Source organism: Streptomyces sp. NPDC006314 (assembly GCF_040613075.1).
GTDB lineage: Bacteria > Actinomycetota > Actinomycetes > Streptomycetales > Streptomycetaceae > Streptomyces.
Genome location: NZ_JBEXRL010000024.1, coordinates 83,648 through 101,707, shown reverse-complemented (window position 1 = coordinate 101,707; position 18,060 = coordinate 83,648). Strand labels below are relative to the sequence as shown.

Annotated in this window: 12 protein-coding genes; 6 read left to right on the top strand and 6 right to left on the bottom strand. The window is 71.5% G+C overall.

The window, feature by feature from the left end:
- Positions 1–747: 747 nt before the first annotated feature.
- The 3 genes from ABZ079_RS31965 (at position 748) to msrA (ending at position 4,520) form a co-directional block, all read left to right on the top strand.
- Positions 748–1,332, top strand: a complete 585-nt coding sequence (locus tag ABZ079_RS31965; protein ID WP_356942933.1) for an alpha/beta fold hydrolase — start codon at positions 748–750, stop codon at positions 1,330–1,332.
- 117 nt (positions 1,333–1,449) lie between these two features.
- Positions 1,450–3,087: a sigma-70 family RNA polymerase sigma factor gene (locus ABZ079_RS31960; RefSeq protein WP_356942932.1), complete on the top strand. Its 1,638-nt coding sequence runs from the start codon at positions 1,450–1,452 to the stop codon at positions 3,085–3,087.
- A 911-nt stretch (positions 3,088–3,998) separates the two neighbouring features.
- Complete coding sequence (gene msrA / locus ABZ079_RS31955; protein ID WP_356942931.1) at positions 3,999–4,520, top strand: peptide-methionine (S)-S-oxide reductase MsrA; 522 nt, start codon at positions 3,999–4,001, stop codon at positions 4,518–4,520.
- Between the two features lie 119 nt (positions 4,521–4,639).
- On the opposite strand, the gene ABZ079_RS31950 is transcribed toward msrA, so the two are convergent.
- From ABZ079_RS31950 to ABZ079_RS31940, 3 genes are read right to left on the bottom strand one after another with little or no spacing between them, the layout of a single operon-like run.
- Positions 4,640–5,992, bottom strand: a complete 1,353-nt coding sequence (locus ABZ079_RS31950; RefSeq protein ID WP_356942930.1) for an MFS transporter — start codon at positions 5,990–5,992, stop codon at positions 4,640–4,642.
- Between the two features lie 8 nt (positions 5,993–6,000).
- Complete coding sequence (locus ABZ079_RS31945; RefSeq protein WP_356942929.1) at positions 6,001–8,013, bottom strand: PEP/pyruvate-binding domain-containing protein; 2,013 nt, start codon at positions 8,011–8,013, stop codon at positions 6,001–6,003.
- A complete protein-coding gene (locus ABZ079_RS31940) occupies positions 8,010–9,383 on the bottom strand; it encodes an ATP-grasp domain-containing protein (protein WP_356942928.1) in 1,374 nt (457 codons plus the stop codon). The genes ABZ079_RS31945 and ABZ079_RS31940 overlap by 4 nt, the downstream gene beginning before the upstream one ends.
- Positions 9,384–9,658: 275 nt before the next feature.
- Between ABZ079_RS31940 and ABZ079_RS31935 the strand changes: the two genes are divergently transcribed.
- Both ABZ079_RS31935 and ABZ079_RS31930 read left to right on the top strand, forming a co-directional pair.
- The gene (locus tag ABZ079_RS31935; protein ID WP_356942927.1) at positions 9,659–10,942 is read left to right on the top strand and encodes a PAS domain-containing protein; all 1,284 of its coding nucleotides are present in this window, start codon (positions 9,659–9,661) and stop codon (positions 10,940–10,942) included.
- A gap of 364 nt (positions 10,943–11,306) precedes the next feature.
- Positions 11,307–12,437, top strand: coding sequence for a S8 family serine peptidase (locus ABZ079_RS31930; protein WP_356942937.1), 1,131 nt, complete (start codon positions 11,307–11,309; stop codon positions 12,435–12,437).
- 300 nt (positions 12,438–12,737) lie between these two features.
- Here ABZ079_RS31930 and ABZ079_RS31925 read toward each other — a convergent pair whose 3' ends face one another.
- The 3 genes from ABZ079_RS31925 to ABZ079_RS31915 form a co-directional block, all read right to left on the bottom strand.
- A complete protein-coding gene (locus ABZ079_RS31925) occupies positions 12,738–13,115 on the bottom strand; it encodes a hypothetical protein (protein WP_356942926.1) in 378 nt (125 codons plus the stop codon).
- On the bottom strand, positions 13,112–14,851 hold the full coding sequence (gene ctaD, locus ABZ079_RS31920; protein WP_356942925.1) for a cytochrome c oxidase subunit I: 1,740 nt from the start codon (positions 14,849–14,851) through the stop codon (positions 13,112–13,114). Before ctaD ends, ABZ079_RS31925 begins: the two co-directional genes overlap by 4 nt.
- Positions 14,852–15,178: 327 nt before the next feature.
- Entirely contained in the window at positions 15,179–16,543 is a 1,365-nt protein-coding gene (locus ABZ079_RS31915) for a hypothetical protein (RefSeq protein ID WP_356942924.1), read from the bottom strand.
- 113 nt (positions 16,544–16,656) lie between these two features.
- Between ABZ079_RS31915 and ABZ079_RS31910 the strand changes: the two genes are divergently transcribed.
- Positions 16,657–17,925 carry a molybdopterin-dependent oxidoreductase gene (locus ABZ079_RS31910; protein WP_356942923.1) on the top strand — a complete coding sequence of 423 codons (1,269 nt, stop codon included), beginning with the start codon at positions 16,657–16,659 and terminating at the stop codon, positions 17,923–17,925.
- The last annotated feature ends 135 nt before the right edge of the window (positions 17,926–18,060 follow it).

Here is an 18,060-nt window from a genome sequence, read left to right as displayed (position 1 = left end):
CTCCACCCCCGCCACGTCCCCCGGGGCGTTGTTCTCCGGGTCGGCGCGCCGCCCCCCCCCCCCCATCCCGCAGCCCCCACCACCGAACCGGCTGCCTGCCGCAGTGACCACGTCCCGCGCGGTGCCTAGCGCGATGTCGCATGGTGATCTTCATACCGGGATCCGCACCCGGCACACGTACCGCTCTCGGGGCCATGGCCGCGACCGTGGTCACGGCCCTCGTGCCGGTCACCGGCGCGGGGACGGCGGCGGCCGCGCAGCCGCCACGGCACCCGCCCGGCCCCTGCGGCCCACGCGACGAGTTGAGCCGGTCCGTGCACCGCCTGGTCGACCGCGACCGGATCGCCGGTGCCGCTGTCCTGGTCGACGGCACTGCCACGGACGCACCCTGCGCGCACCGGAGCGTGACGGACGGCGTGGCCGATCTGCGCACCGGGCGCGCGATGAACACGACCGCGGCCCGCGCGGCCACCGACCCCTCGCCCGCTACCACCACCAGCACCTTGACTGGAAGAGCTGCCTGCTCGGACCCGACGCCACCACCGGCAAGGAACTGGAACAGGCCGGCGCCCGCTGCGCCGACGTCACCGTCCCCCTGGACTGCGCACGTCCCGACGGCCGTACGATCACCGCCGCGATCTCCCGGATCCGGGGCACCGACACCACTCACCGCATCGGCGCGCTGATGCTCAACAGCGGTGCCGCGGCGGGCAGACCATCGGCGATCCGCCGTGGGTGCGCCAGGCGATGGAGGAGGTCGGCGCACGCTACGACGTGGTGGGCGTGGACCCCCGTTTCGTCGGCCGGAGCACCCCACTGGACTGCCACTGGCCCACCGGCAGCATGGTCCGCGGAGCCGGCGGCGACCGCGCCGGCTTCGACCGCATGGTCGCCTTCCCCGCAGACCTCGCCCGCCGCTGCCGCACACACGCGGGTGACCTGCTGCCGTACGCCACCACCCGTGACACCGCCCGCGACATGGACGTGATCCGCGCCGCCCTCGGCGAGCACCGGATCTCCTACCTCGGCTACTCGTACGGCAGTTACCCTGCGCTTTCCGGGACCCGCCGCGGGAACGTCCGACGACGATCCGCCGCGACCCCGCCGGCCCTGCTCGTCAACGCCACCGGCGACCCGCGCACCACCTACCAGAGCGCGCAAGCGGTACACCGGAGGTGGCCCAGCTCCCGCCTGGTGACCCTGCGCGGGGCGGACCAGCACCCGGTCTACGGCGTCTTCGGCAGCTCCTGCGTGGATGCCGCGGTCAATGCCTACCTCGCGGACGGACGCCCGCCGGCCAGCGACATCACCTGCCTCCGGCCCACCGCATGACGGCCTGGGCGCCACAGCGGCAAGAACTCGGTCCCGAACAACTGTTATCCGAGGCGCAGCGAGCGGTCTCCCACGTATCGGACACAATCGTTCGGCGTCGAGGACAGGAAGCATTTGATGAGCACACAGCACGCGGAGGAGACGGCGGCACTGGTGACCGCTGCCCGGGAGGGTGATACGCAGGCCCAGGACGCACTGGTCAGCGCGTACCTTCCGCTTGTCTACAACATCGTGGGGCGGGCTCTGAACGGCTCGGTGGATGTCGACGACGTGGTGCAGGAGACCATGTTGCGCGCCCTTGACGGACTGGGCGGGCTGCGTGCTCCCGAGCGGTTCCGCTCCTGGCTCGTGGCGATCGCGATGAACCAGGTCCGCGCGCACTGGCAGGACCGGCAGTCCGCCCCCGGCGCGGTGGAGGAGGCCGAGGAACTGGCCGATCCCGGCGCCGACTTCGTCGACCTGACGGTGGTGCAGCTCCAGCTTTCCGGGCAGCGTCAGGAGACCGCGCGCGCGACGCGCTGGCTGGAGCCGGACGACCGGGGACTGCTGTCACTGTGGTGGCTGGAGTGCGCCGGCGAGCTGACCCGGGCCGAGGTCGCCGCCGCCCTGGAGCTGTCGCCCCAGCACGCGGCGGTCCGGGTGCAGCGGATGAAGGCACAGTTGGAGGTGGCCCGCGTCGTGGTACGAGCGCTCGACGCGCGGCCGGTGTGCGAGGAACTCCGGGCCGTGCTGGCCTCCTGGGACGGCAGGCCCTCGGCGCTGTGGCGCAAGCGAATAGCCCGGCACGCCCGCGGCTGTGCTCGCTGCTCCGGCCTGTGGAGCGGATTGATGCCCGCGGAGGGGCTGCTGGCCGGTCTGGGGCTGGTCGCGGCTTCGTCCGCACTGCTCGCGAGCGTGCGCTCCGCCTCCGGAGGGATGGCCACCACCGGTTCCGCGAGCCGGCTCGGTGGGTCCGGGAGCCACACCGGGCCGGGCCCGGGAACAAGGCAGCGCGCCGCGCGGCGCCGGGCGGACTCCCGCAGCGAGTCCCGTCGGCGCCGGCGCATCCGGCGCCGGGCTGTCAGCGGTGCCGTCGTCGCGGCCTGCGTCGCCGGCGGTGGCCTCTGGTACTTCGGCACGGACTCCGGGCCGGGCCCCCACGGCGCGACCGCCGAGCGCACCGCAGGCGCCCCGGTCGTGGACCTCTCCGCACCCAGTGCCGTCGTGACCTCGCCGTCGGCCTCACCGTCCCCGTCGCCGTCCGCGACGAAATCGAAGAAGGCGGCCCCTGCGAAGACCCCGCGCCCAGCCGGGAAGCGCACGCCGGCTCCCCGCCAGTCGGCCCGGCCGGCTCCGGTCCCGTCCGGTACACCGCAGGAGCAGTCGGCCCCGGCGGACACCGTCGGGCAGGTGGTCGCGCTGGTGAACAAGGAACGGGCGGCCGTCGGCTGCGGTCCGCTCACCGAGGACCGGCAACTGGAGGAGGCGGCACAGAGCCACTCGGACGACATGGCCGCTCGCACCTTCTTCGACCACACCAACCCGGACGGCGCCGACCCCGCACGCCGCATCACCGAGGCGGGCTACCGCTGGTCCACGGAGGGGGAGAACATCGCTCAGGGCCAGCAGACCGCGGAGGCCGTGATGGAGTCCTGGATGAACAGCCCCGGCCACCGCGCGAACATACTCAACTGCTCGTTCAAGGACATCGGCGTGGGCGTCCACAAGGGCGCGGGCGGCCCCTGGTGGACGCAGGACTTCGGCGCCAGACAGTGACGCCGCCGCGGCGGTGGCCCCGGCATGGTCCGGCTGAGCCGCCGACGTCCTGAGCCGCCACACGGTCGTCCGGGTGAGCCGTTCGCGCGCGGGATCCCCAAGGCGGCCGGCAGGGGCGCGGACCGGGTCCTCGATGACGTTCCCGATGTCCGCGAGCGGGTGACTGAGGGCGGTCAGGCGGAGGCCGCGAACGGCCCCGGCCGCCTCCAGGGTGTTGCTCACCGCGTCAGAGGTTGCTCGCCGGCCGGGCGTTCGGCCAGGCGTTCTCGACGTAGGCGATGATCTGGACGCCGCCGGCATGCGCGACCGATGTCGAGCACAGGGCCGGCAAGCGGGTCGTCGCCAGGGTGGCGCCGGCCGCAACCTGAGGGCCGGCGCGCCGGTCTCACCAGACCGCTCGCGGGGCTGCGCCCCCCCGGGTGGAGGACGTACGCCGTCACCACCCCCTGAGGGACCAGACCGCCCGCTTGAAGGGCGTCACGACGGACGGCGACAGCGCCGGCGGCACCCGGACCGCCGGCGTCGGGTACGACCGGCCCACCCGGCGCCCGCCGCGCTGGGCGACGGCATGACAGCCGATGGCCGGAACGGCGGCCTGACCCCGGCGGGAGCGTCGGCCGCCTGGGTCTGCCGGTCACCGAGCGGGCCACATCGTCCGACGACGCCGGACGCGTTGATCAGCACACGGCCTGTGCCGCCGCGTCGCGCTGACATCGGCGCACGCCGGCGACGACGGCCCCGTCCTCGCCTTCCCGATCGCCGCCGGACCGACACCGAGCGCGGGCGGCGCCACCGGCCACCCGTGTCCCGCAGGGACCCTTGGTCGGTTGCTCGCGGGCGGTAATAGGCTGGGTGACCGTGTAACCGGCAGGTCGACGACCGCGCCGGGTTCGAGCGTGAGGGAGCGACCGATGACAGTGGGAACCGAGCGAGCCGTACTGGCGGGCGGTTGTTTCTGGGGCATGCAGGACCTGATCCGCAGGCAGCCGGGCGTCGTGTCCACGCGCGTCGGCTACAGCGGCGGTGACACCCCGAACGCCACGTACCGCAATCACGGCGACCACGCCGAGGCCATCGAGATCCTCTTCGATCCCACGGCCACGAGCTACCGCGACATACTGGAGTTCTTCTTCCAGATCCACGATCCGACCACGAGGGACCGCCAGGGCAACGACATCGGGCGCAGCTACCGGTCCGCCATCTACTACACCGACGAAGAGCAGCACCGCGTCGCCGTCGACACGATCGCGGACGTCGAGGCGAGCGGCCTGTGGCCGGGGAAGGTGGTCACGGAGGTCGAGCCCGTGGGCGACTTCTGGGAGGCGGAGCCCGAGCACCAGGACTACCTCGAGCGCTACCCCGACGGCTACACGTGCCACTTCCCGCGACCGAACTGGAAGCTGCCGCGCCGAGCCCCGTCCACGACGAACTGAGCGCGGGCCTGCACCGGCCTCGAGCGGGAGAGCCGCCGGGTTCGAGTGGATCCTCGCGCACCCGGGGCGGCAAGCCCGCCGCCGGCGCAGGCCCGGCACGGCTCCGGCCGGGGGCCGGCTCAGGCGCGGGGTGCCGCGCCTTCGTCGACGGGCAGCGGAACGGGCTGGTCCGGCGGCCGCACGCCGGTATCGCGGTAGCCGGGCCCGGTGCCACGTGCCTTGGCCGGGACCCTTTCCGGGCTCATGCGGTGCAGTGCCAGATGAAGCGCCGGTATGAGCACGCAGGTGACCGCGGCACTGTGCCACAGCAGTGCGTCGAGCCGGCCCGCCGCCAGATAGGCGCCCGCGGCGACCGCGGCCACCGCGCACACGGCGCGGTCCACGATGCTCTCCACCGACAGCAGCGTGGCCCGCGGCGCTTCCACCGGGATGGCGTCGTTGACCAGCTTGCGCTGCACCGGATAGACGAACCCGGTGATCGCGGCGAACGCACACAGCAGCCCCACCACGGCCCAGGGGCCCCCGACGGCGGTGCCCGCGAGGGTGGCGGCGAGCGCCACGCTCAGCGAGGACACCCACACCGCGGGCGACAGCCGACGCCCCAGCCACTGGGGGCGGGCCGAGGCCACCGCCTCGGCGACCGTCATCGCCGCGAGCACACTGCCGTGCGCGCTCTCCCCGATGCCGTGCTCGAGGAGCACCGGCTGGAACAGGTTGACCTGGCAGATCCGGGACAGCGTGAAGACCGCCACCCCCTGCACCATCAGCAGAGCCAGCCACGGTGACGACCGAAGGGTGCGCCAAGCGACGCCTGTGTCGCGCAGGAGGCTTCCGCTCCGCCGTCCACGGGCGCGCGGCCGGCTGTCCGGACCGGGCGCGACGAGCCGCGGCAGGGCCAGTGCGCAGCCCAGAGACCCGGCCGCGCTCGCCGCGCTGAGCACGTACGGCGTCTGCGGGGCCAGCGCCATCAGCGGTCCGACGAGCGGCCAGCAGACGACCTTGGCGGCGAGCCCGAGGGCGCGAGCCGTACCCTCGGCCCTCAGGTAATGGGCGTCCGCCCCCTCGGCGCGCAATCCGTCGTAGAGGTAGGCGCTCGCCGCACCCGACGTCAGGGACCGTCCGGCGGCGATGGCCAGGAAGTGCACGAGGAAACCCGAGTACGACGGGGCCAGCACCGGCGCCAGGTTCGCCGCCGTCATCACCACCGCGCCCGCGCGCAGGCAGTTGCGGGCACCGATGCGGTCGGCGACGACTCCCGTCGGTATCTCGAACAGGCAGAAGGCGATGTAGTAGATGCTCTGGATGCCGAAGATCTGGCCGTCGGACAGGCCCGCGTCACGCTGGTAGGCGTAGAAGACGGGCATCCACCACAGCAGGTTGAACAACAGCTGGAACCCGTTGTTGAGGCGGATGATGCGCCGCGCGGCCGGGGTCGGAACCGGCCCGGGGGAAGGGGACCGCAGGGAGGGCATGCGGCGCCTCACCGGGCGTAGGGGCGGACCTGGACGAGGTGGAAGGCCCCCTCGGTGGTCATGAGCCACTCGATGTCCAGGGCCTCGTCCGGGTCGTCCTCGCTGAAGTGCGACTGCAACAGACGCCCTACCAGCGCCAGTTGGGCAAGTGAGGTGCGCGTCGCGGCTGGCAGGTCCTCGCCCGACGAGCCGACGTCGACCGTGCGTCCACCGCCTTCGACGGTGTTGTAGAGGTACTGGTGCGGCAGGACCGTGCCGTCGACCACCCGCTCCGGTGAGCCGGGCGTGCAGTTGAGGTACACGTTGCGGAAGTCCTCGCGACGGGTCGGATTGCAGGTCACCAGCACACCACCGAGACCCGCCGGCACGTACTCCTGGACGATCACACCCATGTAGGTGTCGTCCAGGGAGATGCCGACCTGGTGCCGCAGGCGCACGCTGCGCGGCGACAGCAGCGACGCCCACACCTGCCGTACGGCGTCCAAGAGTTGCTCGTCCCCACGCACCGTGGTGACCGAGTCGTAGATCCCGGCGGCGGAGAAGCCGGGCAGGTCCTCGGCGTTGGAGGAGGAGCGCACCACCAGACGGCGCCCGTCGGCCAGCAGCCCCGCCACCGATCCGGTGATCGCCCGCGCCACCTCGCCGGGCATCGGCGTACTGCGCATCAGGTGCTGAAGGCTCAGGGACAGCGAGTCGATCACGTCGAACGCTTCCAGCTCCAGCGCCATCTTCAGCTTGCCTATGCCTTGCTGGAGTGCGGGTGACGAGGTCAGGAAGAGATGGTGCAGGCGGAACGGCAGCGCCACGCCTTCGGGCGCCCGTACCGTCGCCGCCACGCGTTCGGCCGCCGCGGCCCGTAGCCGCTCAGGCGACGCGCCGGTCTCACCGAGCCGTGCGGCGAGGTGGCCGAGCAGATCGGGCCGGGGCGGTCGCGGGCGTGCGTAGAAGGTCGTCAGATCCGCCGTGCGGCTGTCCAGGACGTGGTGCAGTTCCCCGAGGTGGGCCGCCTTGGTGCCGTAGCTGTCACGGTCGGCGCGCCGCAGCCGGTGCAGCGCGAGGACCGGAGCGTCCTCCAGCAGCGGCGTCTCGATGCGGATGCGCTGCTGATGCCAGGCGGGCCGCTGCAGAGCCGGTGCGCTGGGCAGCCGTCGCAGGGTGATGGAGTCCTCTCGCACGCGGTAGCGCACCCACGCGCCGTCGAGACCGTCCCGCTGCACCAGAGCGTCGAGGTCGCGGACGATCGCGTTGGGGATGGCCCAGCCCGAGGCGAGGACGTTGGTGTGCGACAGCGGAGTGATGGGGACCGTGTTGATGAAGCCGGCGACCCGGGGCACGTCGTCGGGGAGACAGGGCATGGCGACGATGTCCGACCAGCCGAGTTCCGCGGCGGCGCTCCGGTACTCCGCCGTGGTGCGGAAGTAGCGCAGCCGTCCCTCGGCCTCGCCCGGGTTGAGGCAGGTGCGAGTCCGGTTGCCGAACAGTTCGTGGCTGAGGATGCGCGGCACGCGCGCGTCGCTGACCGAGGCCAGTTCCTGCTCCTGCCCGTGGTTGGCGGGCTTCAGCAGCAGTGGCAGGCGCCCGTCCACCCGTCCACGCACGTAGAGGTAGAACTCCTCCAGCAGCGCGGCGTGCATGGTGTCCGCCTCGGTCGTCTCCAGCACGAGGAAGGGCCGCTCGGAGCCGTCGCCCTCCTCGTCGGTGTGCAGGGACAACACGCCGAGCAGGAAACGGCGTTCGGGATCCATGTACACTGAGGCGTTGAACGCGTCCAGGTCCGCGTCCAGTTCGTCAAGGGTCATGCCGAGGACGCGGGTCGCGATGTAGTTGACGTGGAAGGGGTGCACCCGGGTGTCGAGCAGATGCCAGGTGTGCTCGGCACGGTCCACGACGACCTTGAGGTACGGGTGTCCGGCGAGTACCCCGGACAGGGCGCGGAACAGCGGTAGCGACAGGTTGGCGCCGACGACGGTACGGTCGCCCGAGGCGTCGGGCACACCCGCCTCGTCCAGTACGAGAGTCATGCCGGGGCCCCCTCGGTGATGTCCGTGGGCAGGATGCGCGGCAGGGCGTCCACCAGGGCGGTGAAGTCGCGCACGACGGTCTGCGGCCGGTCGGCCGACAGCAGGCACAGCCCTGCCATGGTGTTGGCGCCGGCGGCCGGGTCGTAGACCGGCACGGGGGTGCCGTCCGGCAGCGAGCTCTCGCGGACGACGGACAGGGTGCTGCCCGCGCCGACCGGGGCGGACCGGACGACCGTCGCGGAGTCCCACAGATGGCGCCGGGGCCAGGGTGAGCCGTCACCGTTCACGGCCAGCACCACCAGGGACCCGGCCGCGCCTTCGGCATCCTCCGGCGTCAACGCCCGTGCCGGCCAAGCGGGTTCACCGCCGAGTAACTGGTCGGTGAACATGCCGACCAGGTCGAGACCGAAGACCTCCTCGATCTGCGGCACGGTCATCGCGCCACCGAACCGCGCGGCCGTCTCGATCACCCACATGCGGCCGTCCGCGCCCAGCTTGATCTCCGTGTGGGTGCCGCAGTTCTCCAGCCCCAGGGCGTCCACGGCACGCCGGGCCAGCTCCACGATCCTGATCTGGGCCCCACTGCCGACCGCGGCCGGGGTGATGCCGGCCCGCTCGGTGAACGGCGCCACCGTCGGCATCCGTCCGCTCAGGCAGACCGGACGGAAGACGCCGTCGACGACCACGCCCTCGACACTGACGTAGTCGCCCCAGCCGGAACCGTCGAACCACTCCTCGGCACAGCCGCTGACGATCTCCTCCACGATGAAGTCCTCGCAGGCACCGGCCACGTGCAGCTCCGCGAACCCGAGCAGTGCCGACTCCGCCATCACCGCGCGCGACCGCTGCCAGGCGTCCCGCACGTCCCCGGCCGTCTCGATGATCTGGTGTGCGGTCGAACCGGCACTCCAAGCGGCCTTCAGCAGCAGCGGGAACGACAACGTGGACGCGGCGCGCTCCAGTTCGGTGGCGGTCGTGACGCCGCGGAACCGGGGCTGCGGTATGCCACGACGCTCCCAGGCGGCGCGCATCAGCCGCTTGTCACGGGCGAGCGCGGCGGCGGGCCCGGCTCCCCGCAGCCCGAGCCGCCGGGACGCCTCGGCGACCGCGACCACCGCGTACTCCGAGAAGGTGATGACCGCGTCGGCGCCCACTTCGCGGGCTCGGGCGGTGATGAGCTCGACGAGGTCGCGTCCCTGCGCATCGAGAGCCGTGACGACCGAGGCGCATCGTCGTCCGGCGTCCGCCGCCACGGTGGCGGGCAGTTCGCTGAGTGCCAGCAGGTGCACCGCGGCCCTCGCGGCCACCCGCGTCAGGGCGTACCCCGCCGGGGGCCCGCCCTTGGCATGCACGTACAGCACCTTGCTCACGAATACCCAACTCCTCTGCTTCCGGTGAACGTTGAGCCGTCTCCTTCAAGCGAACCAGCCCAGGCTCCCGTCCGGCGGGTCCCCCTGCGCGGACCGCTCAGGCAAATGCCCAACTGGTGCGCGCCGTTGCCATGATGTGAAGGTCCGGTGATGCGCTAGTGCCCGTCAGGCGTGGAGGAGTGCGGCGCCGTACCGTCCCGCATGCCCACCGCGCTACGGGATACGCATGATGTGTTACGCAAAGTAATGTGGTGGAAAATTGAAGGAGTTGGGCCGTGAACGAGTCCGATTTCAAGACATTGCTCGCGTCCCTTCCGGTGTCCTGGTGGGAGGCCGACGGCGGGCTGAGAGTGGTTGACAGCGGGGGCGGTGCGTTCGACGACGAGAGCACCGCCCGCCGTTTCCTGGAGACCCTCTGCGCCGACCGCGGCGGCTCCGGTTCCCCCGGCACCGGCGCCTATCAGGCGTGCTTCGAGGGCCGCACCTTCGACGTCAACTGGTCGGCCCGCCACGACGGCCCGGACCGGCACGGCAGCAGGGGAGTGGCGGTCGAGGTGGCGGGCCGGCCGGACGGGAGCCCGTATGCCGCGTTCGCCGACCTCACCCCGGCCGCGGCATTCGTACGTGACGCCACCGGCCGCTATGTGTGGGCCAATCACGCCTACGCCCATCTGTACGGCACCACGCGCGAGGCCGTGATCGGCCGCCACCTCGCCGACCTCGACGGCCCCGACGACGTCACCCGGTTCCTCGCCCTGGACCAGGAGGTCCTGACGCTGGGCAGATCCGTACGGCACACCCTCACCTACCGGCGTTCCGACGGATCCTGCGGGCATGCCGCGGGCTACCGCTTCCCCGTCCGCTGGGGCACGGGACGCTGTGTGGCCGGCATCTACGTCGACATCACCGACTACACCCAGGTACTTGACCAGCGACGCCGGGTCGAAGACGACTTGCGGGCCCTGCGTGACCACAGCGGACTGCCCTGCGTCCGGCTCTCCCCGGACGGACGCGTCGGGGAGGCCAGCACCGCGGTCGTCGAACTTCTCGGCGTCCGCCTCTCCGAACTCATCGGTCTGCCGGTCGACACCCTGCTGGCGAAAACACCCGAACGGGGCGCCCTGCACCGGATCTGGGACGACCTCGTCGGTGGTCGGCGCAGGAGCGCCCGTACCTCCGCCGTGCTCGTCGACGGAGACAACTGGCAGCGCCGGGCCCGGGTGCATCTGAGCACCGTCTGCCGTACGTCCGGACGCGTGTCCAGTGTGTGGGCCGTCCTCACCCATCTCGGCCTGCGTCACGAAGCGCAGCCGCCCCTGACGGCCACCCAGGTGCGCATACTCGCCCTGCTGGCCGCCGGGCGCAGCAACGCGGACATCGCGGGAACGCTGCACCTGTCCCGGCAGACGGTGGACTACCACCTGAGCCGCCTGCGCGACCTCCTGGGTGCCGCCACCCGCCCGGCCCTGGTCGCCCGTGCCTACGTGCTCGGCATCCTCTCCCCGCAGGCCTGGCCGCCGCGGTCCGCCACGGCGGCACATCCGCTGAGTCCGGTCTGAGCGATCCGGACCCCGGCAACCCGGCACGCACGTGAACGGCCGGTGAAGAGATCGGCACGGATCATTCTTGACCGTTCCTTGGTGATTCAACCAGCGCGAAGCGCTGCACGTTTGCTTTCAGGTTGCCTCGGAGCTGCGTAAGTCCTGTGGAGATCGGTCCCGCGAGGGGCGTCACGGCTACGGCCAGGGGATTGATCTGCTCGCGACAAGTCGGCACGCTTCCAGATCGCGAGCAGGACTTCGCTGCTTGCGCGAATCCCCCCACATGACGAGGAGACCCCTCTTGACGGCGCATCACAAACGCATAGGCAGGGCCAAGACCGTCACCGCGATCGCGGCCGCTGCCACCGTCGTCGGCACCGCCCTGTACGTGTCGCCCGCCGCCCAGGCGGGACAGCCCGCGGAAGGCGTGGTCTACGGCCTGCACGCGGAAGGAGCCGTGGCCGGCAGCTACATCGTCCTGCTGGACCAGAAGGCCTCCCAGACCGAGAAGCAGGAGTTGGCCACGGAGTACGGCGGCAAGGTCAGCCGGACCTTCGGCTCGGCGGTCAACGGATTCTCCGCCGGCGGCCTCACCGAGACGGAGGCCAAGCGCCTGGCCGCCGATCCCGCGGTTGCCACCGTGGTGCAGAACAAGAAGTTCCACATCAACGCCACCCAGGACACCCCGCCGTCCTGGGGCCTGGACCGCATCGACCAGAAGGACACGGCCGGCGACGGCAAGTACGCCTATCCCGACAAGGCCGGGGAGGGAGTGACCGCGTACGTCATCGACACCGGCGTACGCATCAGCCACAAGGACTTCGGCGGCCGTGCCAGCTACGGGTTCGACGCCGTCGACAAGGACGACTCCGCCGATGACGGCAACGGCCACGGCACCCACGTGGCCGGGACCATCGCCGGAACCGCGCACGGTGTGGCGAAGAAAGCCAAGATCGTGGCGGTCAGAGTGCTCGACGACAACGGCTCCGGAACCACCGAGCAGGTCGTCGCCGGCATCGACTGGGTGACCAAGAACCACAAGGGCCCTTCGGTGGCCAACATGAGTCTTGGCGGAGGCGCCGACCCCGCTCTCGACGCGGCGGTGGGCAAGGCCATCGCCTCGGGTGTCACGTTCGCGATCGCCGCCGGCAACGAGTCGGCGGACGCGGGGCAGAGTTCACCGGCCCGGGTCCCCGAGGCCATCACGGTCGCTTCCAGCACCAAGGACGACGCACAGTCCGACTTCTCCAACTTCGGCTCCGTAGTGGACATCTACGCGCCGGGCTCGGACATCACCTCCGACTGGAACGACAGTGACCAGGGGACCAAGACGATCTCCGGCACCTCGATGGCCACCCCCCACGTCACGGGAGCCGCCGCGGTCTATCTGGCCGGGCACCCGGACGCCACTCCGGCTCAGGTCGCGTCCGCGCTGACCGGCGGGGCGACCAGTGACAAGATCACCAACCCGAGCAGCGGAACGGCCAACAGGCTGCTGAAGGTGACCGAGTAGTGATCCCCGTTCGTGCATGACACGAACACAGCGGCCCGGTGGTGCCCCAGCGCGTAGCGCGGTGGCGCCACCGGGCCGCGGGGATTGCCGGTGCTGTGACCGGTGCGGTCACCCGTCGCCGGCGTGCCGGCCGGCCCCTTTCCCCGCGACGAGCCCGCGGAGTCGTCCCGCCCCTCCTCGCGTCGGCCGGGCTCGAAGTGGGCCGGGGGTGGGGCGGAAGGAGAAGGTGTGGACCAGCCGGGCCGAGGGCCTGCTGTCGCGCCCTCCCACGACCGCCGGCCTCCGCAGCGCCGCGGCGCGTCAGCGGGCCAGCAGACAGACTGCCGTACTGATCGTCGCGGAACAGGCGAACAGGAGGCATGCGCAAACGGCGTGCCGTCGGAGCAGGGCGCGCCGCAGTGCGGCGTAGCGGGCCTCGTATTCGCCGCGCAGGCGCTTGGCCCGGTCGGCCGTGGCCTGGAGCGCCTGCCGTGTCAGACCGAGGCGCTGTTCGGTGTAGTGGCGGGTGAGGTCCTCGGCCTGCCCGGAGGTGAGCCACGGCAGGCGTGCGCAGAGAGCTTCTGCCTCGCTCTGCGCCTGCTCTCGCTCCGCTTGCAGGAGGAGATAGCCCTCGACCTCGTTGGCGAGTGCGCCACTCTGCCGGTCCAGCCGGGTCCCGTGGCGACGCGACGAGGTCACGGCCGGCCGCCTTCACGTCCCGGCGTCTCCACCGCGTCGCGCTTGCCGAGGTTCGCGTCGTGCTCGGCCATGGCGATCTCGGGGTGGTGCAGGTCGAACGCCGGGGACTCGCTGCGGATCCGGGGCAGAGCGACGAAGTTGTGCCGCGGCGGCGGGCAGGAGGTCGCCCACTCCAGGGAGCGGCCGTAGCCCCACGGGTCGTCCACGCCGACCGGCTTGCCGTACTTGGCCGTCTTCCACACGTTGTACAGGAACGGCAGCATCGACAGACCGAGCAGGAACGAGCTGATCGTCGAGATGGTGTTCAGGGCGGTGAAGCCGTCGGCCGCCAGGTAGTCGGCGTAACGACGCGGCATGCCCTCGGCACCCAGCCAGTGCTGGATGAGGAAGGTGCCGTGGAAGCCGATGAACAGCGTCCAGAAGGTGATCTTGCCGAGGCGTTCGTCGAGCATCTTCCCGGTGAACTTCGGCCACCAGAAGTGGAATCCTGCGAACATCGCGAAGACGACCGTGCCGAAGACCACGTAGTGGAAGTGGGCCACCACGAAGTAGCTGTCCGTGACATGGAAGTCCATCGGCGGCGAGGCGAGGATGACACCGGTCAGACCACCGAAGAGGAACGTGACGAGGAAGCCGGCCGCCCACAGCATCGGGGTCTCGAAACTCAGCGAGCCCTTCCACATGGTGCCGATCCAGTTGAAGAACTTCACTCCGGTCGGGACCGCGATCAGGAAGGTCATGAACGAGAAGAACGGCAGCAGCACGGCACCGGTGGGGAACATGTGGTGCGCCCACACCGTGATGGACAGACCGGCGATCGCGATCGTCGCGGCGACCAGCCCCAGGTAACCGAAGATCGGTTTACGGGCGAAGACCGGGATGACCTCGGTGACGATCCCGAAGAACGGCAGGGCGATGATGTACACCTCGGGATGGCCGAAGAACCAGAAGAGGTGCTGCCACAGCAGCGGGCCGCCGTTGGCCGCGTCGTACACATGGGCGCCGAACACGCGGTCCGCCTCCAGGGCGAACAGTGCGGCGGCCAGGACCGGGAAGGCGAACAGGACCAGGACACCGGTCAGCAGCACGTTCCAGGTGAAGATCGGCATACGGAACATCGTCATGCCCGGGGCGCGCATGCAGATGATCGTGGTGATGAAGTTGACGGCACCGAGGATGGTGCCGAAGCCGGAGAACGCCAGGCCCATGATCCACATGTTCGCGCCGAGCCCGGGGGTGCGGATCGCGTCGGACAGTGGGGTGTAGGCGAACCAGCCGAAGTCGGCCGCGCCCGCGGGGGTGAGGAAGCCGCCGACCGCGATGAGCGAGCCGAACAGGTACAGCCAGTAGGCGAACATGTTCAGCCGCGGGAACGCCACGTCGGGCGCGCCGATCTGCAGCGGCATGATCCAGTTCGTGAACCCGGCGAACAGCGGGGTGGCGAACATCAGCAGCATCACGGTGCCGTGCATCGTGAACAGCTGGTTGTACTGCTCGTTGGAGATCATCTGCAGGCCCGGCCGGGCCAGCTCGGCACGGAGGACCAGCGCCATCACGCCACCGAACAGGAAGAACAGGAACGACGTCGACAGATACAGCGTGCCGATCGTCTTGTGGTCGGTGGTGGTCAGCCACTTCACCACCACGTTGCCGGGCTGCTTGCGCCTGACCGGCAGCTCGCTCTCGTAGGAGTCCTCGGCTGCCGCGGCATCGTGGGGTTCGTTGAGGATGCTCACAAGTAGGGGTCTCCCGAGGCTCGCGCTTCACGTCGTCCGTAAGCCGCCATCCTGGCCGCGCGGCGGCGGGCGCGCGGCCTTGAACGGCCGGAATGCCACCCTTCGGAATGACAGACGAACCCGACTGGAGCAGTCGGGGTCTGTCGTCGTTGCCGTCGGGACGGGTGAGGGACACACTCGTGCGTCGCGTGCCGGGACCGCCGACCCCGCGGTGCCGCGGATTCCCGGTGGCGTCGTCCGCCGCCGACCATGGATGAGGCCCGAGCCGGTGCCGCAGGCCCCTGCGGCTTTCCGAGTGCTTCGCCTTCGGCCGTCGGCGGACCGCCGTCACCAGCCGGTCAGCAGCAGGTGGTTGAGGAGCAGCGCGAGCACTGCCTGCGCGGCGAGCCAGGCACGGCGGCGGGGGAGGAACGCGCAGGCCGGCAGCAGCCACAGGGCGAACGGGAGCCAGATGCGTTCCGTCTCCGCCTTGCTCATGCCGGACAGGTCGGCGGCAAGCAGCGCGAGCAGTGCTGCCACCACGAGGACCGCGAGGCGGAACCGCGCCGTCGCCGCGTCAGTCCGGGCAGTGGGGCGGAGGCCGGCGAGGCCGCGTCGGCGGAGCAGTTCCACCGCCGTCCGCCGCAGGCCCGCCGCCGTGGCCGGGCCGGTGATGAGCACGGTGCAGGCGAGGTTGGCCCACACCCAGTAGCCGTAGGGGCGGGTGCCGCCCACACCTTGGTGGTAGCGGGTGATCAGGAGGCGGTAGGCCTCCCACCAGTCGAACCCGACGAGGGTCGACATCACGGGGAACACGGCCAGTCCGGCGAGCAGCGGCAGCAGCAGGGCGGGGCGTTCCCGCAGTTCGTGCCGGCCGAGCACGAGGACCGCGGCACCGATCAGCGCGAAGAGCGTCAGGCCGTAGGAGAGGTAACAGGTCAGGCCGAACAGCAGCCCCGAGCCGGCCGCCCACGGCAGGGACCGGCGGGTGAGCGCGAGAGCGAGCAGGGCCACCGCCCACGCGGCGACGGCCGCGAAGTAGCCGTCCGCGGACGTACCCTGCCAGACGGCCGCCGGGGCCAGCACCGGGAAAGGCGCGGCCCGCCGCGCGAGTGCCTCCCCGGCCAGCGCGCGGACCGCGACCAGCACGGCCACGCACCCCGTCGCGCCCACGGCGATGCACCACATCCCCGCCCAGCCGCCGCCCCGCAGCCCCACCCGGTCGAGCAGGACGAAGGTCACGGTGGCGAGTGGGGGATGACCGGCGACGTGGGCGGGCCAGGGGTCGGGGGTGCCCCTGACGATGTGGTGGGTGAAGTCCCGCAGCGTGGCCGGGATGTCGTGGAAGCGGTCGATGACGCGCAGGTACTCGTTGTGGGTCGTCAGCTTGCCCGCGACGCCCTGGTGCCAGCCGTCGACCAGCGCGAGGGAGAGGACCCACGCCAGCGCGGTCACCCAGGCGGCCACGAGCAGCGTCCGCCAGGGAAGACGGACCGCCAGGGCGGGGCCGTACACCACCGCGGCCACCGCCACGGCCAAGGCGGCCGGAGTGCCGGGGCCCACGTGCGGATCCCACTCGGCAAGGACCGGTGGCCAGTGCACGAACAGGGTGTGCCGGGTGTGCTGGATGTGGCCGCCGATGAGTACCGCCACCGTCACGAGCAGGGCGGCGGCACCGGCGGCATACAGGTCGCGGCGGAGGAAACGGGTCACGCCCGAACGCTAGGCCGGGGCAGCGGCGCCGGCCCGCCGTCCGGGCCGGACGTCAGCGTTTCGTCATGGGTCGCGCACCCCTACACGGGCGCTGACCGGCCTACGGTCGGGACATGCGCGAACCTCCCCGCCTCCCCACCTCTCCCGGTTTCTGGCGCAGCCCCCTGCGCGGACTGTCGTTCACCTCGGTGCTCGGCCTCGTCCTGCTCGTCGGCATCACCGTGCTGTTCGTGACCGGTCTGGTGTCGTACGCCGCCTACAACCCGGGCCTGTCCCCGGTGAACGACCAGACCCCGGACAAGGGCGTCCTCGGCTTCTACCTCTTCGCCTGGCCGACCGACCCGGTGTGGCTGTACCGGCTCACCCAGGGCGTGCACGTCACGCTCGGCATCACCCTGGTCCCCGTCCTGCTGGCCAAGCTGTGGTCGGTGGTGCCGAAGCTGTTCGAGCTGCCGCCGGCCCGCTCCGTGGCACACGCGCTGGAGCGGATCTCGCTGTTGCTGCTGGTCGGGGGCGGTCTGTTCGAGTTCACGACCGGGGTGCTCAATGTCCAGCTGGACTACGTCTTCCCCGGCTCCTTCTACCCGCTGCACTTCTACGGGGCATGGGTGTTCTTCGCCGCGTTCGTGGCCCACGCGGTGCTGAAGGCACCGACCGCGCTGCGCACCGTACGACGGCGGCTGACGGCGGACGCCTCCACGGGCGGCGACCCGTCGACCGCCCCGCGGGACGCGTTGGTCTCCCCGCGCCCCGATCCGCCGACGGTCTCCCGGCGCGGCGCGCTGGGGCTGGTCGGCGGCGGTTCGCTGCTGCTGTTCCTGACGACGGTCGGGCAGAGTCTGGGCGGACCCTTCCGCCGCACGGCCCTGCTCGCGCCCCACGGCACGGCCGACCCGGGCGGCGGCCCGAACGGCTTCCAGATCAACAAGACGGCCGCCTACGCCCGGATCACCCCGGCCGACACCCACGAGGACTCCTGGCGGCTCGTCGTCACCGGCCGCGCCGGCACCGTCCGGCTCAGCCGTGCCGAGTTGCTCCGACTGCCGCTGCACAGTTCGTCGTTGCCCATCGCCTGCGTGGAGGGCTGGTCGACCGCCGACCAGTGGTGGCACGGAGTACGGCTGCGCGACCTCGCCGCGCTCGTCGGGCACGACGGCGATCCGCCGGACCTGTTCGTGGAGTCACTGCAACGGCACGGTGCCTTCCGGCACGCGGCCCTGCGCGCCAACCAGGTGGCCGACCCGCGCTCCCTGCTCGCCCTGCAGGTCAACGGCGAGGACCTGTCCCCCGACCACGGCCACCCGGCACGGATCATCGTGCCCGCCGCACCCGGTGTGCTCAACACCAAATGGGTGGCCCGGCTGACGTTCGGAGACCTGTGATGCCGCGCCGTCTTCCTCCCCTCGGCAGCCCGCTGCAGATGCTGTTGTCCGCCTGCTCCCTCGCGCTCGCCGGATACGCGGGGGTACGGCTGCTCGCCGGCGACTGGTTCGGCGTGGTGCTGTGGTTCGTGGGTG